We start from the raw sequence: 25,664 nt of genomic DNA, 5'->3' as shown, positions 1-25,664 counted from the left end.
TCGTTCACGTGAGGTGGACAAATGCGCCGTTCATCGTGATCGGGTCAGCCGGTGATGCCGAAGAAATCCAGTGCGACGGCGGCCATGCCGGTCGCCGGCAGGCTGTGGCCGGCGCCCTGGATGCTGTACGCCTCGACCTTGTCGGCGTACTTGCGCCGGTTCCAGTTCTGGCGCGGGGTGTCGGTGGACGTCGGCGTCTGGCTCAGGCCGAACACGTTGGTCCACTGCTCGATCGACTCCTGCAGCAGCGAGTAGGGCACGAGGGTGTCGTTGGTGCCGTGCCACAGCTGGACTCGCGGCCGCTGGCCGGTGAAGCCGGGGAAGGCCTGCCGGACGGCGTCGCCCCACTGCTGCGGGGTGCGGTTCATGGATCCGTTGGTGCACTTGCTGCCGGGCGGCGGGAAGTCGGCGGCGTTGGCGAAGCAGGTGAACGGCACGCCCATGAACGCCGCGCCCGCCTTGAAGACGTCCGGGTAGAGAGCGAGCACGTGCTGCGTCATCATGCCGCCGGACGACGAACCGGTGGCGTAGACGCGGTTCGGGTCGCCGCTGTAGCGCTGCTGGACGTAGGTCACCATCGAGACGATCGACGCGGCATCGCTGCCGCCGCGCTGCTTCCCCGCGGCGGACCAGGTGTCGAAGCACTTGCCGAACCCGGCCTGCTGCTGCGCGCTCGGGTAGATCACGATGAACCCGCGGCGGTTGGCGAGCGAGGCGAACTCGCTGCCCGAGTAGAAGCCGGGGCCCGAGCCGCCGCAGCCGTGCATGGCCACCACGATCGCGGGCTTGGCGGGTCGGGTGTCCGGCACGTAGACGTGCATGCGCATCCCGCCCGGGTTGTTCCCGAAGTTGGTCACCTCCACCAGTGACGCGGCGGATGCCTGTGGTGCCAGGACTCCGGCGAGGGTGAGCAGGGCGGTGAAGAGCGTGATGAGGGCTTTGCGTGTGGTCATCATCGACCTCCGGTCAGGGATTCCGGACCACCGAAGGTATTCAGATCTCTGACGGCCGTCAATCTTTTGACGAATGACGTGGCGAGCCATTCGACGAATAATGGGCCGATGTCAGCAGAGTTGACTCCTCCGGACGGTGGCGTTGCCGGGTCTGCGGTGCGCCCGGAAACCGCCGCGCTCGCCCTGTTCGGCGACCACGTGCTCGACCGGGGCGTGGCGGTGTCGACAGTCGGGATCGTCACCGCGCTGGGACGGCTCGGCATCGGCGAACACGCAGCCAGGACAGCACTCGGCCGCATGGGCCGCCGCGGTTTGCTCCGCACGGTCCGCCGAGGACGGCAGGCGTTCTTGGGGTTGACCGACCACGGCACCGCGGTGCTGCGCGACGGCCAACGCAAACTCGACGGCGACATCGTCGATTCGACTTGGGACGGCCGCTGGACGCTGCTGACGTTCTCGGTCCCGGAGAGCAGGCGCGCGGACCGGCACGCCCTGCGCACCCGCCTGGGCTGGTTCGGCTTCGGCCCGCTGCGCAGCGGCCTGTGGGTCTCGACATCCGACGCGGACGTCTCGGCGACGCTGGCGGAGCTCGACCTCCTCGACCACGCCGAGGTGTTCCGCGCCGAGGCGTTCAGGTGGACGGACCCCGCGCGGATCGCCGCGGAGGCCTGGGACCTGCCGGCGATCGCGGCCGGCTACTCGGACTTCCTGGCGCGCTGGGGCGACGACGGGTTCGAGCACCTGGACGAGCTGTCGCGGCGGATCCTGCTCGGGGCGGAGTGGTTGCTGCTGATCCGCCGCGATCCGGTGCTGCCGTCGGTGTTGCTGCCGGAGGGGTGGCCGGGGACGCGTGCTGCCGCGCTGTTCCGGGAGTTGCGGCGGGGGTGGGAGCGGTCGGCCGGGGAACTGGCCGCCGACGTGCTCGAATCCGTTGTGGACGAAGAGGCCCAGTCCGCCTCCGGCCGGTAGCCAGAGTTCTTCGAACGGTGCCGGAAGGGACCTTGTGCCCTGATCGCCCGTGGGGCTTCCCGCCTAGCTTCACAGCCGGGAAGTTCCACCCCGCAGGGTTCTCGGAGGCTGAAGTGCGCCGGAGAAGATCCGACGGTCAGATCGCGACGCAGACCGCCGGTGAGGTGCTGGACGACGTGCGCGAGCTCGTCCGCGACCAGGTCGATGCCCTGCTGGCCCGGCTGCCGGGGGCGAGTCCTGCCGTCCGGATCAAGCTGACGCGCGGTGCTCGTTCCGCGTCGCCGTGGTCGGCGTTGGTGCAGGCCAACTTCGAGCTGCGGGGACAGCCGGTGCGCGGGCAGGCCGCCGGTGCGTTCTTCCCCGAGGCGGCGCAGTCGCTGCGGCGGAGCCTGGCGCAGCGGCTGCCCGCCCTCGCGGGGCTCGAGGTCTGGCGGAACGAGCGGCCCAGGGTCGCGGTGGTAGAGGTGAACGGACAGCGGGAGATCGTCCGTCGCAAGTACTGCACACCGGTGCGCTGCACACCGGACCAGGCGGCGCGCACGATGGACCTGATGGACTACGACGTCCACCTGTTCGTCGACGCCGAGACCGGAGAGGACAGTGCGATCTACCGGATCGGGCCGACGGGGTACCGCCTCGCCCGGCTGGTGAGCACGGCACCGCCTGCCGGGCCGGTGTCGGTGCCGCTGACGGTCAACGTGCACGAGGTGCCGCTGCTGACCCCGGAGGAGGCGGTGGAGCGGCTGGACGCCACGGAGCTGCCGTTCCGGTTCTTCCGCAGCGCCGACACGAACCGGGGCTCGGTGCTGTACCGGCGTTACGACGGTCATTACGGACTTATCACCCCGGCCGCTCGGTGATCGACGCAGAGTCCCGGCCCAGCCGGGACTTTGGTCCCTGATGGACCCTCCTGGCCGCGATCAGGATTCACGCGTGCTTCCCGTGACACAGGAGAGAACGTGACCGCCCTGGTTCCCGCACCGGTCGAGGTGCAGCCGAATCCGCCGCGCGTCCGGATCAAGGGTTCGGCTCTGCTGCAGTTGTTCCGCACCACCGACCACAAGCAGATCGGTGTGATGTACCTCGTCACCACGTTCGCCTTCTTCATGATCGGCGGAGCGATGGCGATGCTGATCCGCACGGAGCTGGCACGTCCCGGGCTGCAGTTCCTGTCCGCGGAGCAGTACAACCAGCTGTTCACCATGCACGGCACGGTGATGCTGTTGCTGTACGCCACGCCCAGCGTCTTCGGGTTCGCGAACTTCGTGCTGCCGCTGCAGATCGGCTCGCCGGACGTCGCGTTCCCGCGCCTCAACGCGTTGTCGTTCTGGTTGTTCCTCTTCGGAGGTCTGCTGATGCTCGGCGGCTTCGTCACGCCGGGCGGAGCGGCGGACTTCGGCTGGTTCGCCTACGTTCCGCTGTCCGACGCGATCCACTCGCCCGGTGCCGGCGCCAACCTGTGGATCGTCGGCGTGGCGGTGGGCGGTCTCGGCACCATCCTCGGCGCCGTCAACATGATCACGACGGTGGTGTGCCTGCGCGCGCCGGGCATGACGATGTGGCGGATGCCGGTGTTCACCTGGAACATCCTGGTGACGAGCGTCCTGGTGCTGGTGGTGTTCCCGATCCTGACCGCGGCGGGCTTCGGCCTGCTGGCCGACCGGCTGCTGGGCGCGCACGTGTTCGACCCGGCCAACGGCGGTGTCGTGCTGTGGCAGCACCTGTTCTGGTTCTTCGGGCATCCCGAGGTCTACATCCTGGCCCTGCCGTTCTTCGGCGTGATCTCCGAGATCATCCCCGTGTTCTCCCGCAAACCGGTCTTCGGCTACAAAGGACTCGTCTACGCCACGCTGTCCATCGCCGCGCTGTCCGTCGCGGTGTGGGCACACCACATGTACGCCACCGGCGCCGTGCTGCTGCCGTTCTTCGCCCTGCTGACGTTCCTGGTCGCGGTGCCGACGGGCATCAAGTTCTTCAACTGGATCGGCACGATGTGGAAGGGACAGCTGACCTTCGAGTCGCCGATGCTGTTCTCCGTCGGCTTCCTGGTCACCTTCCTGTTCGGCGGGCTGAGCGGCGTGCTGCTCGCCGCGCCGCCGCTGGACTTCCACGTGTCGGACACGTACTTCGTGGTGGCCCACTTCCACTACGTGCTCTACGGCACGATCGTGTTCGCGACCTTCGCCGGCATCTACTTCTGGTTCCCGAAGATCACCGGCAGGATGATGGACGAACGCCTGGCGAAGCTGCACTTCTGGCTCACGTTCGTCGGGTTCCACGCCACGTTCCTGGTGCAGCACTGGCTCGGCAACCAGGGCATGCCGCGCCGGTACGCCGACTACCTGGAGACGGACGGCTTCACGGCGCTGAACACGTTGTCGACGATCGGCGCGTACGTGCTGGGCGCCTCGACGCTGCCGTTCCTGTGGAACGTCGTGAAGAGCTACCGCTTCGGTGAGATCGTCACGGTCGACGACCCCTGGGGCTTCGGCAACTCGCTCGAGTGGGCGACGTCGTGCCCTCCACCACGGCACAACTTCACCGAGCTGCCGCGGATCCGCTCGATCCGGCCCGCGTTCGAACTGCACTACCCGCACATGGTCGAGCGGATCAACCGGGAGGCGCACGTGGGCTTCACCGGCAAGGAACTGCCAGAAGGGACGAAGGCGCCGTGACCGGCACACGTCAAATGCGCGAGCTCACGAACGACGAGGCACTGCACCGGCTCGGCAGCGTTCCCTTCGGTCGTGTGGTGTTCTCCCAGAACGCGATGCCGGCCATCCGGCCGGTCAACCACGTCGTCGACGGTGGTGCGGTGATCATCCGCACCCATCTGGGGGCGGCGTTGCTGAGGTCCGTCGGCGTGGTGGTGGCCTACGAGGCGGACGCGATCGACGCGGACAGCCGGCTGGGCTGGAGTGTGATCATCACCGGGTACGCCCGCCGCGTCCAGGAAGCCGGCGAGGTGCACCGGTACGAGGAGATGCTGCAACCGTGGGTCGACGGCGCGATGAACCAGCTCATCCGCATCCGCCCGAGGATGATCAACGGATTCGAGCTGGTCGAGGCACGGGAGGTGGTGGTGACCTGAGCGCGGTCAGCCGGATCCCTTCTGCGCGAAGGTGGTGGCGGCCCGCGCCCTCAGCTCCACCCGGCGCACCTTCCCGGTCGCGTTGCGCGGCAACGACTCCACGAACACCACGTGCCTGGGTACCTTGTAGCGCGCGAGGTTCGCGGTCAGGTGGTCGCGCAGCGCGGCCTCGGTGAGCTCGGAGCGCACCACGACGTAGGCGACGCCGACCTCGCCCCAGCGTTCGTCGGGCACGCCGACCACCGCGCACGACTCGACCTCGTCCAGCTGCACGACGACGGCCTCGACCTCGGCCGGGTAGACGTTCTCGCCGCCCGAGATGATCAGGTCCTTGACCCGGTCCACCACGTGGATCCAGCCGTCGTCGGACCTGACGACGTCGCCGCTGCGGAACCACTCGCCGACGAAGCTGTCACGAGTCTCCTGTGGACGGTTCCAGTACCCGGAGAACACGTTGGGGCCGCGGACGAGCAGCTCCGCCGGGTCCGGGCCGAGCGGGGTGCTGCATTCGTCAGCGCTCAGTCCGGCCACATCGGTGAAGAAGTGGGGGACGCCGGCCGAGAGGGGGTGGTCGGGCGTGCCGTCGTGGGTGCTCATCGACACGCCGGGGGAGGCCTCGGTCATGCCGTAGCCCTGCAGCAGCCGCACGCCGCGGTCGAGCCACGCCCGCGCGACGCGTTCCTGCACCGGTGAGCCGCCGTAGAGCACGCACGTCAGCGAGCTGAGATCCGTGGTGTCCCAGGACGGGTCCTGGCACATCATCTGCAACATCGTCGGCACGGCGGAGAAAGTGGTGATCCGCGCCTCGGCGATGCGGGCGAGGATCGCTCCCGGATCGAACCTGGCGACCGGCTCGACGCTGCCGCCCTTGAACAACGTCGGCAGCGTGATCTGACCCAGGCCCACGCAGTGGAACAACGGCGCGATGCACAGTGCGCGGTCGGTGCTGAGGACGTCGAAGTGCGCGAGCTGGTTGACGGTGTTCCACGTGAGGTTGCCGTGGGTGAGCACCGCCGCCTTCGGTTTGCCCGTCGTGCCGGAGGTGTAGAGGAGCAGGCAGGGATCGTCGAGCGCCACGGCGGGCGACGGTGGCTCGCCGGAGTTTTCGGCGTCGAAGTCCTCGGTGCGCAGCACGCGCGGCAGCGGACCCGCCGACGCCACGAGCCCGTCGGCGTCCGCGCTGTGCACCAGCAGGGACGCGCCGCAGTCGGCGAGCATGTAGCTGATCTCCGTGCCGGACAACCGGTAGTTGAGCGGCACGAAGATCGCCCCGCAGGACGCGGTCGCGAACAGCGTCTCGAACACGCTGATGTCGTTGACGCCCAGGTACGCCACGCGGTCGCCGGGCCGCACGCCGAGCCTCGCCAGGACACCGGCGAGGCGCTCGACCCGCTGGGCGAGCTCGGCGTAGGTCAGCGTGCGGTCCGCCTGCACCAGAGCGGTGCGGTGCGGGGAGATGCGTGCCCGGCGGGCCGGCCAGCTGCCGACGCCGGTGTTGGCCGGCCCGGTCATCGTCACCCCAGCCGCAGCACGGGTTTGATGGTGACGCCGGCCAGCGCGTCGTCGACCGCCTGCTGGATCTCCCCGAACTCGTAGTGGGTGATCAGGCGGTCGATCGGCATCCGGCCCGCGGTCACGAGGTCGACGAGCACCGGGATCAGCGACTGCGTCTCGGCGTCGCCCATCGTGAGGCCGACGACCTTGCGGCCGGACAGCATGAAGTTCACGTTGACCGGCACCTGGGTGCCGAACGCGGGCGCGCCGACGATCACCGCGGTGCCGCGGGTCGCGAGCGAGGAGATCGCCATGCCGAGCACGTCCGCGTTGCCGGTGGTCTCCACGACGCCGTCCACACCGCGGTCGGACGTGAGCTTCGCGATCGCCTCGCCGAGGTCCTCGTGAGTGGTGTCGATGGTGTCCGTGGCGCCGAGCTCGGTGGCGAGGGCGAGCCGCGACGCCACGCGATCGGCCGCGATGATCCGGGTCGCGGGGGTGAGTCGGGCCGCCATGACCGCGGAGAGGCCGACCGCGCCCGCACCGGTGACGAGGAGGGTGGCGCCGGGTCGCGGGGCGAGTACGTGCCAGACCGCGCCGGCGCCGGTCATGACCCCGCAGCCGAGCGGGGCGAGCAGGTCGAGCGGTGCGTCCGCGGGAGCCTTCACGACGCTGCGCTCGTCGACGACGGCGTGGTGGGCGAAGCTCGACTGACCGAAGAAGTGACCGCCGAGCGGGACGCCGTCGCGGGAGATCGGCGACGTCCCGTCGGCTCGTTCGCCGCCGATGAGGTTCGACGGCAGCCAGGTGTCGCAGTAGGCGGGGTGGCCGTCGCGACAGTTGGGGCAGCGGCCGCAGGAGGTGTAGCTCAGCAGCACCTGGTCGCCCGCGGCGACCTTGGTGACCGCGGAACCGACCTCCTCGACGACTCCGGCGCCCTCGTGGCCGAGCACGCCGGGCAGCGGGAACGGCAGGTGGCCGCCCGCGACGCCGAGGTCGGTGTGGCAGATGCCGGCGGCCGTCACGCGGACGCGGATCTCGTCGGGGCGCAGGTCGTCCAGCGTGACCTGGGTGAGCGCGAACCCGGAACCGGCGGACTCGACCACGGCCGCCGTCGTTGTGGTGGACATGGTTGCTCCTCAGGCCAGGGAGATGACGACGGACTTGGTGCGTGTGTAGGCGGCGAGCGCCTCGGGGCCGTACTCGCGGCCGTACCCGGAGTCCTTGACCCCGCCGAACGGGATCGCGGGGTCGAGCATCGCCCAGTCGTTGACCCACACGATGCCCGCCTGCAGCCGCGCGGCCACGCGGTGCGCGCGGGCGAGGTTCTCGGTCTGCAGCCCGGCGGCGAGGCCGTACGGCGTGCCGTTGGCCATCGCGACCGCCTCGTCCTCGGTGTCGAACCGCTGCACGGTCAGCACCGGGCCGAAGATCTCCTCCTGCACGACCGCGGACGTGTCCGGCAGGTCCGCGATCACCGTGGGGTGGAAGAAGAACCCGTCGCGGTCGGCGCGCTGCCCGCCCGCCACGATCCGGCCGCCGTCCTTCTTCGCCTGTGCCACATAGCGTTCCACTTTGGACAGATGACGTTCGCCCGCCATCGGGCCGATCACGGTGGCCGGGTCGAACGGGTCGCCGAGCGGCACGTGCGGCACGGCACCGGCGAGCGCTTCGACCACCGCGTCGTACAACGGTGCCGCGACGAGCAGCCGGGGGCCGCCCATGCAGAACTGGCCCGTGTTGAACACGAACCCCTTGATCGCCGCGCCGATCGCCTTCTCCAGATCGGCGTCCTCGAAGACGATGTGCGCCGCGTTGCCGCCCAGCTCCATCGTCATCGGCTTGAGCTGCCCGCCCGCCACGCTCGCCGCGTGCCTGCCGACGGCCGTCGACCCGGTGAAGGCCACCTTGTCGACGCCGGGGTGGCGCAGCAGGTGCTCGCCGATCTCGGAGCCGTACCCGGTCACCACGTTGACGACGCCGTCGGGAACGCCCGCCTCGGCGAGGATCTCGGCCATCAGCAACGCGCTGAGCGGCGTGTCCTCCGCGGGCTTGTGCACGACGGTGTTGCCCGCCGCGAGCGCCGGGGCGATCTTGGAGCTCGACAGGATCAGCGGGAAGTTGAACGGCGTGATCGCGGCGACCACCCCGAGCGGCTCGCGGCGGGTGTAGGCGTGCGAGGGGATCGGGATCTGCCGCGTGGCACCGTCGATGCTCTGCGCCAGCGCCGCGTAGTACTCGTACTGCTCGGCGGTCGTCTCGACGTCGACCGGGCGGCACAGCGAGACCGGCTTGCCGACGTCCAGGCTCTCCACGGCGACCAGTTCGTCCGCCCTGGCCCGCACGACGTCGGCGACGCGGTGCAGGATCCGGGCGCGCTGCCTGCCCGGTGTCGCCGCCCAGCCGTCGAACGCGGCTCGAGCGGCGTCCACCGCGTCGTTCACGTCCGCCGTCGAGCCCCTCGCGACGGACGTCACGACCGTCCCCGTGGACGGGTCGACGACGTTGATCCGGCCACCTTCCGCGGGCTCCCGCCACTGTCCCCCGATGAACAGCCTGCCGGGCGAGACGTCGGGGCGCCGCAGCGTCGTGTCCGGACGGTCGTCGACTGTGGTCATGTGGATTTGCCTTCCTGTGACAGGCTTCGCTGTGATCGAGACGATCGATGGGGAAGGTGAGGCTCTTGCGACCGTCGCTGATGTACGAGGTCAAGCAGGTGGAACTCGCGGTGCGCGCACTCATGGACGAGGTGCTGCGCCCCGCCGGCGTGACGACCCTGCAGTACACCGCGCTGACGGTGCTGGCCGGCCGCGACGGTCTCACGTCAGCGGAACTGGCGCGGAACTCGTTCGTGACCGCGCAGACGATGACCGACATGGTCGCCGCGCTGGAGCGTCGTGAGCTGATCACCCGCGAGCAGGACCCCGCTCACGGGAGGAGGTTGCTGATCAGCCTCACCGACAAGGGAAAGGCGTTCCTGGACGAGCACGCCGCCGAGATCGCGGCGATCGAGGAACGGATGGTGAGCAGGCTCAACTCTGACGAGCGAACTGCGCTGCACGACCTGCTCAACCGGTGCCGCGCCGCTCTCACCTAGTGCCCACGCATGTTTCCGCTCCTCGTCGAGCTTCTGCATCAGGATCTCTAATATCAGGATTCCTGATATAGAAATCATGGTTCTGCCTAGTTGAACTGTCAAGTGTTCGTCAGAGGTCGAGCACGAGCCGGGGAGAGCGCGACCGGGACACGCAGATCATCATCGCGTCGCCGGTCTCCTTTTCCTCGTCGGTGAGGACGGAGTCGCGGTGGTCGGGCGTGCCGTCGAGCACGATCGTCTCGCAGGTGCCGCACGTGCCTTCCTGGCACGACGACAGCACGGACACGCCCGCTCGTTCGACGACCTCGAGCACGGACTGGTCCGGCGGCACCCGCAACACCTTGCCCGTCTCCGCGAGCTCCACTTCGAACTCGTGCCGGGGTCCTCGGTCCGCGTCGGGTTTCGGCGAGAACCGTTCGACGTGGAGAGCACCCTTCGGCCACGCCGCGCAGTGCTGCTCGACGGCGGCCAGCAGGGGTTCCGGTCCGCAGCAGTACACCGCGGTGCCTTCCTCCGGTTCGCCGAGCAGTGACTGGAGATCCAGCAGGCCGTGCTCGTCCTGCGGGTGGATCTCGACCTGGCCGAGGGCCTCCAGCTCGTCGCGGAACGCCATGGAGGACCGCGTCCGGCCGCCGTAGACCAGCCGCCACTCGTGGTTCGCCTGCCGTGCCTGCGCGATCATCGGCAGGATCGGCGTGATGCCGATGCCGCCCGCGATGAACAGGTAGCGCTTCGCCTCGACGAGCTCGAAGTGGTTGCGCGGCCCTGCTATCTCGACCAGCTGTCCTTCGTCGAGAACGTCGTGCACGTGCCGCGAGCCACCGCGTCCTTCGGGCTCGCGCAGCACGGCGACCTTGATGGACGACGTGTCCGCCGGGTCGCCGCACAACGAGTACTGGCGGACCAGGTCACCGGTGAGCACCAGGTCGACGTGCGAGCCAGGCGTCCAGGCCGGCAGCGGGTCGCCGTCCGGGTGGCGCAGCGTCAGCAGCACCACCCCGTCGGAGATGCTTTCCTTCTTCTCCAGCAACAGTTTCACGGCGTGTGCCCCACCGGGTGGTCGAGCAGCCACTCCCACAGCTCCACCGGGTCCTCGAACTCGCGCTCGGCGTCGCAGTGGCACACCGCGCGGAGCCGGTCGGTGCCGAGGACCCAGTGGATGCGGTAGATGCGGTTGCCGGTGAGCATCTTCATGACTTCTCGGCCAGCTTCTTGAGCATCCTGCGCGCGGCGAGCCCACCGGTGTCGATGTTGACCGACAGTTCCTGGTAGCCCTCGGGTTCGTTGGCGATGACCTGCTCCAGCACGTTCAGCGCCACGACGTCCTGCATGACGACCGTGCGGTTGTTCTCCGCGAGGAACGCCGAGACCTCCTCGTCGCCGAGCGCGAAGTCCCTCGCCACGGCCCAGAAGTCGTGCGTCGAGTTCTCGGTCTCCGGCGTGATCGCGTAGACGACCTCGACGTGGAACGCGTCCGGGTCGGTCCCGTCCGGGTTGGGCACGGAGCCGACCGGCGCGATGCGGCTGTGCAGCTTGTACAGGCACGGCGGCGTGTACTCGATGTCCTGCCAGCGCGCGATCCTGCCCTGCAGGCCGGTCGACTTCGAGTAGAACGGCGGGCACTCCGCGTCGTCCATGTGCCGCGAGACGTAGACGATGCCCGCGTCCTCGTCGACCTCGGTCGTGATCGGCGTGGCGGCGACCTCGGGCGTGCCGATGTAACCGCCGTGCAGGTACGTCTCGTGCGAGAGGTCCAGCAGGTTGTCGACGAGCAACTCGTACCTGGCGTTCAACGGTTCCATGCCGCAGACGGTCGTGTAGTCGTCCGCGACGAGCCACGGCGCGCGCGGGATCCGCGACGCGTCGGCGTTGGCCGGGTCGCCGATGAAGACCCACACGAACGAGTCCTGCTCCACGACCGGGTACGGCAGAAGCCTTGCGGTGCGCGGAATCCGGGTCTGTCCCGGCACGGCGACGCACTTGCCGCCCGCGTCGTAGGTGAAACCGTGGTAGCCGCAGACCACCTGGTCGTCGACGAGCCGCGAAGGCGGCTGGGACAACGGGAAACGCCGGTGCACGCACCGGTCCGGCATCGCGGTCACGGTGCCCTCGCGGGTGCGCCAGAACAGGATCGGCTCGCCGCAGATGGTGCGGGTGAACAGGTCGTGCTCGATCTCGGACCCGTAGGCGGCGACGTACCACTGGTCGCGCGGGAAGCCGGGCATCGGAGCTCCTTCTTCGTGGTGGGGAGGCTCAGCGTGACCTGAACCACTGCGTCGGTCGTAGCGGGGTTTCCGGAAAATGGAAGCTCTTAGGCCGAGAGGATGCCCAAGATCGACTGGGTGCGGGTGTGAGCTTGTGCCGGCGTGTGGGTGGCCGAGCGGAGGCTCTCACGCCGACAGGGCCCGCGAGATCGCCTGCGCGCTGGTCCGCACGAGCCGTGCCAGCGCGTGCGCGGTCGTGCTGCCGTGCCGAACGACCAACGAGACCGCGGCGATCACCGCCCCGCTCCGGTCGCGGATCGGCGCGCCGACCGACAGGGCGTCCATCGTGACCTGGCGGTCGCTGATCGAGAACCCGTTCGCCCTGACGTCGGCGAGCATCCGGCGCAACCGGGCGGGGTCGGTGACGGTCTCGGCGGTGTAGCGCTCGATCGGGCTGCCGAGCACCTCCTCCTGGACCTCGACGGGGGCGTGCGCGAGCAGCACGAGGCCGACGCCGGTGGCGGTGAGCGCGAACCGGCCGCCGACGCGGGTGAGCACCGGCACCGCGCCGGAGCCCGCGATCCGTTCGACGAAGACGACCTCCGCGCCCTCCCGGACGGCGAGCTGCACGTTCTCCCGGGTGATCAGGGAGAGGTCCTCCAGGAACGGCAACGCGGTCTCGCGCAGGCCCGGACCGCGCGGCGCGAGCGAGCCGAGCTCCCACAAGCGCAGGCCGATCCGGTACAGGCCGTCGCCGCCTCGCTCGACGGCACCCCACAGGCAGAGTTCGTGCATCAGCCGGTGTGCGGTCGACAGCGGCAGGTCCGCGCGCCGGGCGAGCTCGCTCAGCGTCAGTTCGCGGTGCTCGGCGTCGAACGCGTCGAGGAGCTGGAGCGCACGTCCGATCACCGGTCCGGTGGGACCGGCGGGCCTGCCTCGTCTGGGCGCGTTCACCCCCGCATTGTGCTTCTGAAAGTGTTGTGAGCGCTAACGTAAGAACGCTCCCACAGCTGGAGGCACTGTGCGCCTGATGAGACGGGCACTGGCGTTACCTATCGCGGCGATGGTTCTGGTGATCAGCGGGGGTGTGGCGGCCGCGGAGCAGGCGCCGTCCATCGCCTGGGCGCCCTGCGAGGACAACCCCGAGGGCGAGTGCGGGACGCTGAGCGTGCCGCTCGACTGGAGCAGGCCCGGCGGCGGGCGCATCGAGATCGCGGTGGCACGCCACGTCGCCACCGATCCCGCGCGGCGGCTGGGTGTGCTGATGGTCGACCCCGGCGGGCCCGGTGGCTCGGCGGCGCAGTTCGCGCTCTCCCGCCTGTTCAGCCCCGAGCTGCGGGCGAGGTTCGACATCGTTGGCATCGACTCGCGCGGCACGGGCAACAGCCTGCCGATCCGGTGCGCGGACCTGATGAACGACCAGCCGTCGATCTACCCGTCGGACGAGGCGGGGTTCACCGCGCTGCTGCGCCACAACCAGGGCGTGCTCCAGAAGTGGCGCGAGCGCAGCGGACCGATTTTCGACCACTCCGACAGCGCCACCGTCGCGCAGGACATGGACGCAATGCGCAGGGCGCTGGGGGAGCGGAAGATCAGCTACCTCGGACTTTCCTACGGCACGGTGTTCGGCCAGCTGTACGCCGAGAAGTTCGGCCACCGGGTCCGCGCGATGGTCCTCGACAGCGTTGTCGACCACAGCGTCGACACGCGCCGGTTCACGGGGGACAGGGCGGCGGCGGTGGACGACTCGTTCGTCGAGTTCGCCCGCTGGTGCGACCGCACGGTGTCGTGTGCCCTGCACGGGCAGGACGTGTACGCGGCCTGGGAGAAGGCCCTCGACAGTGACCCCTCCGGCCGGCAGCGGTTGATCGACACGGTCTACCAGGGGCTCGGCGGACCGGACTTCGGCTGGATCGCGAACGTCATCGCCGGCAGGCTCGGCGCCGAGGCCGAGGCGGCGCTGGACTTCGAACCGAACTACGAGTCGGTCCGGCTGGCGACGGTCTGCCAGGACTTCTCGTTGCGCGTCAAGAACTTCCAGGAGTACTCGCGGCTGCGTGCCGAGGAGCTGCGCCGGTCACCGATCATGCGCGGCAGCTTCATCGGCCACGACGAGGCCACCGCGTGCATCGGCGTCGCGGGGCCGCCCGCCAACCCGCCGCACCGCCTCGACATCGCCGACGCACCGAGGATCCTGGTGCTCAGCGCGCGGCACGATCCGGTCACCCCGTACGCGTGGGCGGTCAACCTCCACCGGCAGGCGCCGCGCAACACCGCCCTGATGACCTACGAGGGCTGGGGCCACGTCGCCTACCCGCGCAGCGACTGCACCCGCGGCGGAGTCGAGAACTACCTGCTCGACCTCGAGATTCCGGCCGGTTGCCCGGCAGTCGAGCCGTCGTGACGCCGGCGCAGCACGTCGGCGGTGGCCTCGTCGACGGGTAGCCACGCCTCCAGGTGCAGTTCGGCGAGGGTGACGTCCACGGCGGTGGCGAACGACGTCAGCGTCGTGAGCAGCCGCAGGGTTCCTTCCGAGGTCCGCAGCTCCAGCGGGACCGCGAAACCCAGGTAGTCCCTGCCGGGCGGTGGCGCGTCCGGCAGGTACCCCGACAGCTCGGTGATCAGTTCGCTGAGCCGCGGGTCGGGATGACGGGCCGCCCTGGCGCGCAGGCCCTCGATCACGTGCCTGCCCCACACGGCCAGGTTCTGCACGCGGGCGGCCATGCCGTCCGGGTGCAGGGCCAGCCGCCAGATGTTCCGACCCGCCAGCAGTTCCGGCGCGACGCCCTCGCTGAGCACGCCGATCGCGTCGTTGGCGGCGACGATCTGCCCGAGCGGGCCCGCGACCAGCGCCGGGTACGGCAGGTGCCCGGCGAGCACCTGGTGCAGCGCCTCCCGCACCGGCCGCATCCGGGGGTCGTCGAGGTTCGTCTCGCTGAACGCGGGCGCGTACCCGGCCGAGACCAGCAGCGCGTTGCGTTCCCGCAGCGACAGGTCCAGCGACTCGGCGAGGCGCAGCACGAGCGGGCGGCCGGGCAGCGACCGTCCGGTCTCGACGAAGCTCAGGTGGCGCTGCGTGGTGCCCGCCCTCGACGCCAGCTCCAGCTGGCTGATCCGGCGCGCGTCCCGCCACCGGCGCAGCTCGCTTCCCAGGTGGTTCTCGATCGTCGGCACGGTGTCCTTCCTAGCCTGTTCGTCCATTCCCCGCAGGGAATTGTTCTGCCCCACCGGAGATCACAAGATCGGTGCATGACCGATGTGAGCGAAGTGATCAAGAAGTTCAACGCCGCGTTCGCCGAGCACGACTGGACGTTGCTGGAGGACCTGGTCCACGAGGACTGCGTGATGGAGGCCATCGAGCCGGCTCCCGAGGGCCTGCGGTGCGTGGGGCGGGACGAGTGCCTGACGTTCTGGCGGGCGCTCGCCGGCAACCGCGACACCCGGTTCGAGCAGGAGGACGTCGTGGTGGCCGGTGACCGCGCCACGATCAAGTGGCGGTACCGGTTCGGCGAGGGCCCGCTCGACTACGTGCGCGGCGTGAACCTCATGCAGGTCCGCGACGGCCAGATCGTGGAAGCGCTGGGGTACACCAAGAGGTCGCCGCGCGAGGCCGTCGATGCGTAGCTGGCGCGCGACCCCAGGTGCGGGGATCGACGGGTTGAGGCTGGAGGAGACACCCGCGCCGGAGCCGGGACCCGGTGAGGTCCTGGTGGCCGTGCGGGCGGTGTCGCTCAGCTTCCGCGAGTTGCTCGTGCTGCGCGGCACGTACGTGTTGCCGGTCAAGCCCGACCTCGTTCCCGTGTCGGACGGCGCGGGCGAGGTGGTGGCCGTGGGACCTGGCGTGCACCGGACCCAGATCGGTGACCGAGTCACCGCCGGACTCTTCCCGAGCTGGCTCGACGGTCCGTTCGGGCCGGAGCACCTGCCGCAACTGGGCGGATCGCTGGACGGGATGCTGGCCGAACTGGTGGTGCTGCCGGAGTCCGCACTCGTCCCGGTGCCGCGGCACCTGTCCTTCGCCGAGGCCGCAACGCTTCCGTGCGCCGGCGTGACGGCCTGGAACGCGCTGTCCGGTGTGCGCGCGGGCGACACGGTCGTGACGCTCGGAACCGGTGGCGTGTCGTTGTTCGCGGTGCAGCTCGCCGTCCTGCTCGGAGCCGAGGTGATCGCCCTGACGAGCAGCGAGGACAAGGCACGACGGCTGAAGGCGTTGGGAGCGCACGAGGTTCTGCACCGCACACCGGACTGGCCCACCGAAGTGCGCTCCAGGACTGGCCGCGGTGCCGGCCACGTCGTGGACGTGGCCGGCGACCTGTCGCAGTCATTGCGCGCGGTGGCGGTGGGCGGGGAAGTGGCACTCGTCGGGTTCATCGGTGGGGACGTGCCGCCGCTCGACCCGAGGCTGCTGTTCGGCTCCGGCGCGAGCGTGCGGCCGATCGCGGTCGGCAGCCAGGCCCAGTTCCGGGCGATGAACCGCGCGATCGAGGCCGGCGGTCTGCGGCCGGTGGTGGACCGCGAGTTCGCGTTCGAGGACGTCGTCGAGGCCTTCCGGTACTACGAGAGCGAGCAACCGCTGGGGAAGGTGGTCATCACGGCCGGCTGAACGCGGCCGCGTTGTCCCGCGCCCAGTCGGCGAAGGTGAGCGCGGGCCTGCCCAGCAGGTCCGCCACGGTGCCGGTGGTGGGACCGGGCCGGGTGGCGTAGTCGGCCAGGGACCCGAGCAGGCGGGCGGGCACCTCCTCTGGCAGTCCCTGCGCGAGGAGGCCCTGCCGCACCTGCTTGGGCGGAAGCTCCTGGAACGACAGCGTCCTCCCGATCGCGGCACCGATGAGCCGCACCTTCTCGTGCTGGTCCAGCGACTGCGGCCCGGTCAACGTGTGCACCGCCCCGGCGTGCCCGTCGCCGCGCAGGGCCTGCGCGGCCGCCGCCGCGATGTCGGTTTCGTGGATCGGGGACGTGGCGGCCGCGCCGTACGCCCCGCGCACCACGTCACCTGCCTCGACCTGCGGCACCCAGGCCAGCGCGTTGGCGGCGAAGTCGGCCAGGCGCAGCACCGTCCACTCCAGACCGGAGTGCACGACGAGCTCCTCGGCCGCCCTGAACTGGGCGGCGAAACGCGCCTCGCCCGCCGGGTGTGAGACGGTGGTGGCCGACAGCAGCACCACGCGCCGGACGCCTTGCTTGACGGCCAGGGCCAGCAGCTCTTCGAGACCGGGACCGGTGGCGCGCGGGCTGATCTGCACCGACTGCACGCCTTCCAGCAACGGTTCGATCCACTGTGGACTGAACAGGTCGCCGTCGCTCCGGGTCACCGCGGTGACCGCGATGCCATCCCGCAGCAGGAGTTTCGCGGTGTGCCGGCCCACGACGCCGTTGCCGCCGGTGATGAGGATCATGACGGGTCTCCCTGCAGCTGCCGGAGTTGCGCGAAGACGTCGACGACTCCCCAGATCTCGGCGATGAGGCCGTCGGCGAAGCGGATGATGAAGATCTCGTCGTACCTCACGGACCTGCCGGTCGGCGGCAGGCCCCGGTACTCGCCGAGGTGGGTGCCGGTCACGGTGTTGCGGTAGACGACCTTGTCGCCCTCGGCCACCACGTCCTCGGTGGTGACCTGGATGTCGGGGAACGCGTGCAGCAGCGTCACCCACACCTGCTTGAGCACCTGCACGCCGGTCAGGTCGCTCGGCACCGGCGCGTGGAACACGAGGTCAGGAGCGACGACCTCGTCGATCGCCTTCGAGATGGCGTCCAGGTCGCCGCTGTTGACGGCGTCGTGGAAGCGGCTGAACGCCGCCTTGTTGGTCGTTGTCATGGGCACGGGACGCCGGGCGCGGCCGGCGTGTGACACTCCGTGAGCCAGGTCACAACGGAGAGCGTCCGGTCGTGGATGGATGATCGACGCGCTGTAACGAGCCGGGCCGCCACAGCGAGGAACTACCGCAGGCGGTATGCACCAGGAGAGCGGGTGCCCATGGCCGAGTTCACCGTCCAAGGGAGACCGGCGGAGGAGCCGGCGGGTCGCGACGAGTTCGCGGAACTCTACGGCGGGGATGTCGGCTACGTCGTGCGGCGCGAGGTCGACGTCGCGGGGGTGAGCCGCGGCGACACCGGTCCCGTGCTGCTCTCCGGTGACGATGACGACGTCGTCGAGGTCGCGGACACCGACGGCGTGGTCAGCTTTTACCGGGCCGCCACGCTCGTCGACAAGGCGCGGCGCGGTGCCACGCGAGGTGCGGTGCCGGGGCCGCTCGACGTGACGCCGTTCCTCGGCGAACGTAGCCGCGACGGGGGTTCACGGGTCGCGAGCGTGCGGCGTTCGAAGATCACGCTGCCACCCGGTGTCACGAAGGCGCTGAGCGACCTCGACGCCGAGATCGGACCTGTGCTGACCAGGTCGGGCGTGCTCGGCGGCGCCGGGGTGATCGCGGGGAGGTTGTCCGGTTTCGTGCTGACGTCGGCGGCGAAGAAGGCCGTCGAGACCATCACGAACTGGGTCGACGCGCCGGTCGCGGACGAGGCGGAAGAGTCGGTGCGGCGGCGCAAGCCCAAGATCCGGGGCGTCTACACCGTGGACGAGAAGCTCCTCCTGGAGAAGGAAGGGCGGCACACGGCGCCGCTTCCGAACAGCGAGAAGCCCTATCTCGTCCTCTTGCACGGGACGTTCTCGCACACCGAGGCGGCGTTCGGGAAGCTGCGCGGCACCTCGGAGTGGGCACGGATCGTCGACCGGTACGAGGGCCGGGTGCTGGCGTTCGAACACGCGACGCTGGGCAAGACGCCCGCGCAGAACGCGCTGGACGCCGTCGAGGTGCTGCCGGACGCGCCGTTGCACCTCGTGAGCCACTCGCGCGGTGGGCTGGTCGGCGAGGTGCTGAGCTACGCGGCGCGACACGAACCGTCGTTCGCCGCGTACGCCGGCGTGCCGGACCACCCTGACCACCAGGCTCTGCGCGACCTCCGCGACAACCTCCGCGGACGCGGGCTCCGGGTCGAACGGTTCGTGCGCGTCGCCTGCCCGGCCATGGGCACCACGCTCGCGTCCGGGCGCATCGACCGCTGGGCCTCGTTCCTGTTCAACGTGTTCAACCTCGTGCCCGTGCTGCGGGACACCGGGATCGCTGCGCTGATCAAGAAGTTCCTGCTGACGATGCTGGAGCAGCGCACCGATCCCAGGGTGATGCCGGGACTGGAAGCGCAGATGCCCGAGTCGCCGTTCCTGCGGATGCTGCTCGCGGCGCCACCGCTGGCCGACGGGCTCGGGTCCATCGCGGGCGACGTGCAGGGCCGGGGCGTGCTGAACCGGTTGCTGGTGCAGGGCGCGGACCTCTTCTACGGCGAGAACCACGACTTCGTGGTGCCGACGTCGTCGATGTCCGGCGGAGTCAGCAGGGAGGCCTCCCAGCGCGCGTTCTTCCAGGGGCCGTCGGTCAACCACGGCGGCTACTTCGCCAACGAGGACAGCAGGCAGGCGCTGGAGAACTGGCTCGCGGGCAACGGCGCCCAGGGCTTCGAGACCCCGCCGCCGCCGCAGTGGCCGGTCAAACGCGGCGGGACCACCGAGATCACCGGGCAGGTCCTGCTCGTGCCCGACCTGTTCGGCTCGACGCTGGCGCGCGGGGACCAGCTCGTGTGGCCGAACCTGGCGGAACTGGTCGGCCACGGCCCGGAAGAAGTTCTCACGGACGGTGAGGCGAAACCCGGCGGGCTCGTCGACGGCTATTCGGTGCTGAGCTCGGCGTTGGCCGGTCAGCACAACGTCACGCCGTGGCAGTTCGACTGGCGCCGCGAGCTCGACGAGTTGGCGGCCGACCTCGCGGAGAAACTGCGCGACGGGACTCCGCACGTGGTGGCGCACGGCGCGGGCTGCCTGGTGCTGCTCGCCGCGCTGTCGTCGGAGCCCCTGCGGTCGGAGTGGAACCGGGCCGGCGGCAGGGCCGTGCTGCTCGGACCGCCGCTGGAGGGCAGCTGGCTCGTCAAGGCGCGGCTGGAGGGCAAGGACGAGTTCACCGCGGCGCTGGCCCTGCTGGACCACACCGCGGACGCCACCCGGGTCGCCGAATGGCTCGAGGACTGGCCGATCCTCAAGGACTTGCTGCCGGAAGAGGGCGCGGAACGGCGAAAGCGCCTGATCCCTCCCAGCTGGACGGGAATCAGCGCGGTGTACGGCAGTGCCGAGCAGACCGTGTGCGGCACCAACTCCGACGGCGGCTACGACGTCTCTCCGAACGGCGACGGGTTCGCACCATGTCCGAGTGATCGCCTGGACGGGCCCGCGAGGTGGTACGCGCTCGTGCCGCACGCGGACCTGCCGTCGGATCCGGACACCGTGTCCGCTGTGCTCGACCTCCTCGCCGGACGGCCGCCGAGCAAGCTGCTCACGGCCCCGACGGCCAAGCCGGGAGCGTCGGGCCCGCTCACCGATCCACGTGGTCTTCTCGTGCTGCCGACCGCGGAGGAACTCGTCCGGCTGGCGTGGGGCGGAGGACGCTCGGCCACGCGGCGGCGGGTGCTCAAGGTCGGTGTCGTGCACGGGGATCTGCGCTGGGAAGAGGGCGCGGTGCTCGTCGGCCACCAGGACGGCACGCCGATCAGCGGAGCGGAGAAGGCCCTCGACGCCCACCTGAAGGGAGCACTCGAGCGGCGCGCGGCGTTCCGCCAGTACCCCGGCAGGCTCGGGACGTGCGAGGTGTTCGGGTCCTCCGGCGGACCGGCCGCGATGGTGATCGGGCTCGGCGACGCCGGTGACCTCACGCCCGGTGCGTTGACCGCGGGCGTCACCCAGGCGGTGCTGAGGCTCGCCGCGATCCAGGAGGACCGGACGCCCGAAGGCGAGTCGCCCGCCCCGCTGTCGATCTCCGCGGTGCTGGTGGGCACGGCGCTCGTGCCGCCGATGCCGGTCGAGAACTCGCTGACGTCGATCGTGTCCGGTGTCCGCCAGGCGAACCGCAGGCTGGACGACCTGCGCTCACGGGTCGTCATCGACGAGCTGAGGATCGTCGAGATGTACGAGGAGCGGGCGATCCAGGCGACGAAGGCGGCCGTGCGGCTGGCGCAGACGCTCGACGTCAAGGGCGGCGAGGTCGTCGTCGAACGCCGCATGCTCACCGGGTTCGACGGCAAGCCCGGTGCGCCGTCGGCCTACCGCGAGGGCATCTGGCGCACCGTCCGGATCGTCGCGGAGGACAGCGGTGGCGACGCGCAACGGCTCGGGGCGCTCTCGTTCACGAGCATCGGCCGATCCGCCCGCGCCGAGCAACGGGTGAACACCGCCCAGCGCAAGCTGCTGGACGCGCTCGTCGCGGAGGCCATCGCGGACCACCAGCCGGACGAGCAGCTGTACAACACGTTGTACGAGCTGCTCGTGCCCAACTCGCTGAAGGGACAGGGCTACGGCAGCGAGAACCTGTTGCTGGTCATCGACGAGGAAGCCGGTGCCCTGCCGCTGGAGATGCTCGCCAGCCGGTCGCACGACCTGGACGTGCAGCCGCTCGCCGTCGAGGTCGGCGTGATCCGCCGGCTGGAGACGCGCACGTTCGCCGAGACGACCCGTCCGTCGTCGGGGCACGCCGCGCTGGTCATCGGTGATCCCGCGGGCACCGGCATGCCGGCTCTGCCCGCGGCGCGGGACGAGGCCAAGAAGGTCGCGAACCTGTTGCGCACCAAGGGTTACGAGGTCACCTCGATCATCGCCGGGGTGGACGACGACGATGACGTCGTGCCGATCCTGAACGCGTTGTTCCGGCACGAGTACCGGATCGTGCACATCGCGGGACACGGCCACTTCGACGCCAAGGACCCGTCGCGCAGCGGTGTGATCATCGGGAAGGACGTCTACCTCGGCGCGCTGGAGATCGCCAAGATGCGCACCACGCCGGACGTCGTCTTCCTCAACTGCTGTCACCTCGGCGCGATGCAGCTGCCGGACCAGGGCACACCCCGCGCGGACCGGCTGGCGTCGAGCATTTCGCGGCAGCTCATCGAGAACGGGGTGCGCTCCGTGATCGCGGCGGGCTGGGCTGTCGAGGACGAGGCGGCACACCGGTTCGCCACGACGATCTACGACGAGCTGCTGGACGGCGGTGAGCTGGGCATCGCGAGCCTCAACGCCCGCAAGGCGGTCTGGGAACACCACCGGTCGACGAACACGTGGGGCGCGTACCAGGTCTACGGTCCGCCCGCGTTCCGGCTGGATCCGGCGGTGGGCGGGGCCGCGCAACGGGAGGAGCTCGTGGCTCCCCGCGAACTGGCCGACGAGCTCGCCGCGTTGAAGCGACGTGCCGAGGACGCGCCGGACGTCGTGGCCACGGCGCTGGCCAAGGAACTGGAGACGTTGCTCGAGTCGACCCCGACGGAGTGGCTGCGAGGACACGAGCTCTCCGCCGTCGGCGACGTCTGGGCGTTGCTCGCCCGGTACGACAAGGCGGTCAGCTGCTACGAGAAGGCCCAGGACGACTGGGACGCGTCCGGCTCGGTCAGGTCCTTCGAGCAACTGCTGAACGTCAGGGCGAAATGGGCGGTCGAACGCATCCGGCGCCCGGACGATCCCGGTCCTGTGGCGGCCGAACTGCTGGACCGCGCGGGCAAGTCGGCTGATCTCCTCCTGCAGCTGGGAGAAACGCCGGAGCGCTACTCCCTGAAGGCGAGCGTCGAGCGCAGACGTGCGCTGTGCGAGGCGTGCGACCCGGGAAAGCTGACCAGTGCGCTCGCCGACGCGCGTGACAACTACCAGCGCGCCGTCGACCTCCACCGCGAGCGGCACGGCTCGATCAACTTCTACCCGGCGCTCAACGTCGTCGTGCTCGGCTGGCTCGCCCACCAACGCGACGACACCCAGCCGTTCGCCGAGGAGGACGCGCGGAAGCTGATCGCGGGCTCCATCGCCGCCGCACGCGCGGAGCGCCGTCCCGACTTCTGGTCCCGCGTCACGCCTGCCGACGCGAAACTCGCCGAGGCGCTGATCTCCGGTGAGCTGGTGAAGAACGAGGACGCCGTCGTGGAGGAGTACTTCCGGGCGTTCGCCCAGTCGAGCCTGCGTGCTCGAGCGGCGGTGATCGAGCACATCGATCTCGCCGTGTGCGCGCTGACGCCGCTCGCCGCGGCGAAGGAAACCGTCGATGCGTTGGGCCGCCTGCAGAAACGACTGGAGGCGTGGAGTCCTCAGTAGCCAGGAGTCAGCACGGCCAGCGCACGTCGATGTCACCGAGGTAGCGCTGTCGCTCCTCTGTGGACAGACCGTCGCTGACCGTCGTGCACAACGTGCGCGTCCACGCGTCCGGATTTCCTTCCCACAACGTGAGCAGGCCGTCCTCCTTGGCGCTCAACAGCCCTCCGTCACCGGTCGCGACGAGCTTGGTCACCTTCCCCGCCGCGCCGGGGTGCCGCCAGGTGCCGACCTCGCCACCGTCCGCGCTGTTCCACAGCAGGAGCTCGCCGGTCTCGGGATGCTGCTGGGCGACCAGGCCGGGCGCGAAGGCCACCGACGCCCAGGCGCTGTCCACGCCCCGGCCGAACACGACCGGTCCGCCGGGCCGTCCGTCGTCGAGCAGCACGCGGCCGTCGATGTCCGTCGCGGCCACCTGCTCGCCGTCTTCGCTCACCGCGAAGCCCCGGACGAGGGCGGCGAAGTGGACCTGGCGGATCTTCTCCAGCTCCCCGCCGGTCCACCGCCAGAGCGTCAGGTCGGTGCCCCCACCGCCTTCGTGAGGCTGGATCGCCTTCGTCACGACGGCGACCACGTCACCTTTGAGGTTCGTCGCGATCTGCTGGTCGTGCGGGGAGCCGCCGACCGGGGCCGTCCCGCGCTTCCCGGCCTCCTCGACCACGGGTGTGCCATCGGACCGGGCCGTGACCAGGTGCCGGCTGTCGCTGAGGAAACCGATCTCGTCGGTGACGATCGAGCCGACCTGAGCGCCGGTGGTGGTGTCCCACGTGGTGATGGCACCCGGCCTGCCGACGGACAGCCGCTGCCCGTCGGGACTGAGGCGCACGGCACCGCCCGGCGCGGAGAACTTCGACTTCTCGGCCAGAGTGGACGGATCGCGCAGCACGACGCCGTCCGAACCGGAGACCGCCGCAGTCCCTGCCGCGCTCACCGCCACCCCGCTGACGCCGGGCGGTCCCTGCACCGCGGCGCGCACCCTGCCGTCCCGGTCCGGTGAGGTCACCACGACGGTGCCGTTCTCGGCGATCGAGATGACGAGTGTGCCGTCGTCGCTCATCCGCAGGTCCTGAACGTTGATGGGGTGCTGGAAGAGCTGGGTGGTCTGAGCGAGCGTCTGGTCGTACAGGAGCACAGCACCCTGCTCAGTACCAACGGCGATGCGTCGCCCGTCGGCGGAAACGCTGACACAGCAAGCGTCTTCGCCCACCTCTGTCGTGTGCGTCCTGGTCCGCGTGCCCAGGTCCCACAGTTCGAGCGCGGAACCGTTGAGCAGCGCCAGCGTCGATCCGCTGACCGCCAGGCCGTGCGGCCAGACCCGGCCGGCACCGAACGTCGACCAGGTGCTGCTCGCGGGTTCGAACACCACGACCTTCGCCTCGGGTGAGCGGCCGTCGACGGTGTAGAGGCGATCCCCGTGGAACTCCAGCGGACCGCCGGGGGCGTTGCGGTCCTCGACCTTGGTCACCGGAAGACCGGTCTCCAGGTTCCACACGCCGAACGCCGGTGTAGCTCCACCGGAGTTGCCGCCGGAGATGGCGAGCCACCGGCCGTTGGGCGACATCGCCAACCTGTCCAGGTCACCTGACATCGGGATGTCGTGGGTCAGGGAGCCGTCCTTGGTGTTCCACACCTTCACCGACGAGCCGTCGGTGCCCGCCAGCAGACTGCCGTCGCCGTTGAGCGTCAGCGCGGACGTCCAGTCCGGCGGGGCGAACGTGACGGGTCGACGGGACTTGCTGTCCCACAAGGAGATCTTCCCGTCGGAGTAGGCGTGGGCGGCGATCGTCCCGTCGGCGCTCATGGCGACACTGGCGCGCGTGGCCACGCTCACGTGCCGGTTGCGGCTCACCGTGTCGGTGCCGGGAGAGACGATCGACACCACGTGCCGCGCCTGGTCGAGCGTGCTCATCAACGCGGCCTTCGCCTGCACGGACCCGCTGGCGCTCCACGACGACAGCGCGAGCCGGACCGCCAGCTGCGGGTCGGAGGACATGAGCCGTTGCGCCTCACCGGACAACGCCCTGGACAGCGCGATCCTGGCCTGCTCGGTCGCACGGTCGCGTTGTGCGACGGCCACCCGTTGCTGCCACACCGCGACACCGCCCGCCACGAGCGCCAGCGTCAGCAGACTCGCCAGCACGGAGACGAGCCGGCGCTGCTGGCGGAGGTCCTCGCTGATCAGCTCGTCCTTGGCGACCCCGTGGATCGCGGCCGCCAGCGTGGCGGCCGCGCTGCGGAACTCCTTGCCGCTGCGGCGTTCCCGCTCGCGGAGGTCGACCCACAGCGGCTCGGCGGTGAACCAGCCCTCCAGGCACCGGGGCAGCGCGGTGGTGCGGTCCCAGTCGAAGTCGCCCGCCTCGTCGTCCCAGACCAGCTCACCGCCGGTCAGCACGATCAGGAACGTGTCCCTGGACTTCTTCTCCCGCCACAGGGCGGCCTCGCGGGCGACCCACGGCGACGCGGCCGACTCCGGGCACGCCATGAGGGTGAAGGTGCGCGACGCCAGCAACGCGTCCTGGATCGACGACCACAGGTCCGGGCTCGCGGCGAGGCTCACGTCGTCGCGGAACACCCGCAGCGCCCTCGGCCGGTACCAGGGGCGGCCGATCCGGTGCAGGCTGCGCTGCAACGACCTGGCGAGCGGCCGGTCAGCCGAGTGGCTGTAGGAGATGAACCCGTCGTACACCCGTGC

At 70.2% G+C, this 25,664-nt stretch carries 21 protein-coding genes; 9 read left to right on the top strand and 12 right to left on the bottom strand.

All coding sequences use genetic code 11. The features are described 5' to 3' along the window. Positions 1-44: 44 nt before the first annotated feature. Positions 45-956, bottom strand: a complete 912-nt coding sequence (locus AOM45_RS35585; protein ID WP_162185671.1) for an extracellular catalytic domain type 1 short-chain-length polyhydroxyalkanoate depolymerase — start codon at positions 954-956, stop codon at positions 45-47. 105 nt (positions 957-1,061) lie between these two features. Here AOM45_RS35585 and AOM45_RS35580 point away from each other — a divergent pair, with 105 nt between their 5' ends. The 4 genes from AOM45_RS35580 to AOM45_RS35565 all read left to right on the top strand — a co-directional run bounded on the left by AOM45_RS35580 (position 1,062) and on the right by AOM45_RS35565 (position 5,013). Next, positions 1,062-1,922, top strand: a complete 861-nt coding sequence (locus tag AOM45_RS35580; protein ID WP_081902208.1) for a PaaX family transcriptional regulator — start codon at positions 1,062-1,064, stop codon at positions 1,920-1,922. Positions 1,923-2,035: 113 nt separating this feature from the next. Then, a complete protein-coding gene (locus tag AOM45_RS35575) occupies positions 2,036-2,782 on the top strand; it encodes a sigma 54 modulation/S30EA ribosomal C-terminal domain-containing protein (protein ID WP_051783714.1) in 747 nt (248 codons plus the stop codon). 99 nt (positions 2,783-2,881) lie between these two features. Then, positions 2,882-4,597: an aa3-type cytochrome oxidase subunit I gene (gene ctaD, locus AOM45_RS35570; protein ID WP_051783712.1), complete on the top strand. Its 1,716-nt coding sequence runs from the start codon at positions 2,882-2,884 to the stop codon at positions 4,595-4,597. Beyond that, positions 4,594-5,013 (top strand): pyridoxamine 5'-phosphate oxidase family protein, encoded by a 420-nt coding sequence (locus AOM45_RS35565; protein ID WP_030468518.1) that lies wholly within the window; start codon positions 4,594-4,596, stop codon positions 5,011-5,013. The genes ctaD and AOM45_RS35565 overlap by 4 nt, the downstream gene beginning before the upstream one ends. Before the next feature lie 6 nt (positions 5,014-5,019). Here AOM45_RS35565 and AOM45_RS35560 read toward each other — a convergent pair whose 3' ends face one another. From AOM45_RS35560 to AOM45_RS35550, 3 genes are read right to left on the bottom strand one after another with little or no spacing between them, the layout of a single operon-like run. Next, positions 5,020-6,525, bottom strand: coding sequence for an acyl-CoA synthetase (locus tag AOM45_RS35560; RefSeq protein WP_030468517.1), 1,506 nt, complete (start codon positions 6,523-6,525; stop codon positions 5,020-5,022). A gap of 2 nt (positions 6,526-6,527) precedes the next feature. Continuing rightward, positions 6,528-7,637 (bottom strand): NAD(P)-dependent alcohol dehydrogenase, encoded by a 1,110-nt coding sequence (locus AOM45_RS35555; protein ID WP_030468516.1) that lies wholly within the window; start codon positions 7,635-7,637, stop codon positions 6,528-6,530. A 9-nt stretch (positions 7,638-7,646) separates the two neighbouring features. Then, positions 7,647-9,125 carry an aldehyde dehydrogenase family protein gene (locus AOM45_RS35550; protein ID WP_030468515.1) on the bottom strand — a complete coding sequence of 493 codons (1,479 nt, stop codon included), beginning with the start codon at positions 9,123-9,125 and terminating at the stop codon, positions 7,647-7,649. Positions 9,126-9,190: 65 nt separating this feature from the next. Between AOM45_RS35550 and AOM45_RS35545 the strand changes: the two genes are divergently transcribed. Further along, the gene (locus AOM45_RS35545; protein ID WP_236703944.1) at positions 9,191-9,604 is read left to right on the top strand and encodes a MarR family winged helix-turn-helix transcriptional regulator; all 414 of its coding nucleotides are present in this window, start codon (positions 9,191-9,193) and stop codon (positions 9,602-9,604) included. Positions 9,605-9,713: 109 nt separating this feature from the next. Here AOM45_RS35545 and AOM45_RS35540 read toward each other — a convergent pair whose 3' ends face one another. The 4 genes from AOM45_RS35540 to AOM45_RS35530 form a co-directional block, all read right to left on the bottom strand. Beyond that, positions 9,714-10,643 carry a PDR/VanB family oxidoreductase gene (locus AOM45_RS35540; protein ID WP_030468513.1) on the bottom strand — a complete coding sequence of 310 codons (930 nt, stop codon included), beginning with the start codon at positions 10,641-10,643 and terminating at the stop codon, positions 9,714-9,716. Continuing rightward, on the bottom strand, positions 10,640-10,798 hold the full coding sequence (locus AOM45_RS51300; RefSeq protein WP_156093898.1) for a hypothetical protein: 159 nt from the start codon (positions 10,796-10,798) through the stop codon (positions 10,640-10,642). The genes AOM45_RS35540 and AOM45_RS51300 overlap by 4 nt, the downstream gene beginning before the upstream one ends. Beyond that, complete coding sequence (locus AOM45_RS35535) at positions 10,795-11,829, bottom strand: Rieske 2Fe-2S domain-containing protein (RefSeq protein WP_030468512.1); 1,035 nt, start codon at positions 11,827-11,829, stop codon at positions 10,795-10,797. Before AOM45_RS35535 ends, AOM45_RS51300 begins: the two co-directional genes overlap by 4 nt. 165 nt (positions 11,830-11,994) lie before the next feature. Beyond that, positions 11,995-12,762: an IclR family transcriptional regulator gene (locus AOM45_RS35530; protein WP_372497467.1), complete on the bottom strand. Its 768-nt coding sequence runs from the start codon at positions 12,760-12,762 to the stop codon at positions 11,995-11,997. Positions 12,763-12,838: 76 nt separating this feature from the next. On the opposite strand from AOM45_RS35530, the gene AOM45_RS35525 reads away from it, so the two are divergent. Next, positions 12,839-14,212, top strand: a complete 1,374-nt coding sequence (locus AOM45_RS35525; protein ID WP_030468510.1) for an alpha/beta hydrolase — start codon at positions 12,839-12,841, stop codon at positions 14,210-14,212. Here AOM45_RS35525 and AOM45_RS35520 read toward each other — a convergent pair. After that, positions 14,158-15,009 carry a helix-turn-helix domain-containing protein gene (locus AOM45_RS35520; protein ID WP_051783706.1) on the bottom strand — a complete coding sequence of 284 codons (852 nt, stop codon included), beginning with the start codon at positions 15,007-15,009 and terminating at the stop codon, positions 14,158-14,160. The two genes, AOM45_RS35525 and AOM45_RS35520, sit on opposite strands and share 55 nt — an antisense overlap. A 48-nt stretch (positions 15,010-15,057) precedes the next feature. On the opposite strand from AOM45_RS35520, the gene AOM45_RS35515 reads away from it, so the two are divergent. Then, on the top strand, positions 15,058-15,432 hold the full coding sequence (locus tag AOM45_RS35515; protein WP_030468508.1) for a nuclear transport factor 2 family protein: 375 nt from the start codon (positions 15,058-15,060) through the stop codon (positions 15,430-15,432). Then, positions 15,425-16,411 carry a zinc-dependent alcohol dehydrogenase family protein gene (locus AOM45_RS35510; protein WP_030468507.1) on the top strand — a complete coding sequence of 329 codons (987 nt, stop codon included), beginning with the start codon at positions 15,425-15,427 and terminating at the stop codon, positions 16,409-16,411. Before AOM45_RS35515 ends, AOM45_RS35510 begins: the two co-directional genes overlap by 8 nt. Here the strand turns inward: AOM45_RS35510 and AOM45_RS35505 are convergent. Then, the gene (locus AOM45_RS35505) at positions 16,398-17,204 is read right to left on the bottom strand and encodes an NAD(P)H-binding protein (protein ID WP_030468506.1); all 807 of its coding nucleotides are present in this window, start codon (positions 17,202-17,204) and stop codon (positions 16,398-16,400) included. The two genes, AOM45_RS35510 and AOM45_RS35505, sit on opposite strands and share 14 nt — an antisense overlap. Next, on the bottom strand, positions 17,201-17,623 hold the full coding sequence (locus AOM45_RS35500) for an ester cyclase (protein WP_030468505.1): 423 nt from the start codon (positions 17,621-17,623) through the stop codon (positions 17,201-17,203). The genes AOM45_RS35505 and AOM45_RS35500 overlap by 4 nt, the downstream gene beginning before the upstream one ends. 159 nt (positions 17,624-17,782) lie before the next feature. On the opposite strand from AOM45_RS35500, the gene AOM45_RS35495 reads away from it, so the two are divergent. Further along, positions 17,783-22,975, top strand: a complete 5,193-nt coding sequence (locus AOM45_RS35495) for a DUF7379 domain-containing protein (protein WP_035910604.1) — start codon at positions 17,783-17,785, stop codon at positions 22,973-22,975. A 7-nt stretch (positions 22,976-22,982) separates the two neighbouring features. Here the strand turns inward: AOM45_RS35495 and AOM45_RS35490 are convergent, their stop codons facing one another. Next, the gene (locus tag AOM45_RS35490; RefSeq protein WP_030468504.1) at positions 22,983-25,658 is read right to left on the bottom strand and encodes a toll/interleukin-1 receptor domain-containing protein; all 2,676 of its coding nucleotides are present in this window, start codon (positions 25,656-25,658) and stop codon (positions 22,983-22,985) included. Between the last annotated feature and the right edge of the window lie 6 nt (positions 25,659-25,664).

The organism is Lentzea aerocolonigenes (genome assembly GCF_000974445.1).
Taxonomy (GTDB): domain Bacteria; phylum Actinomycetota; class Actinomycetes; order Mycobacteriales; family Pseudonocardiaceae; genus Lentzea; species Lentzea aerocolonigenes.
This window is presented reverse-complemented; position numbering and strand designations above follow the sequence as displayed.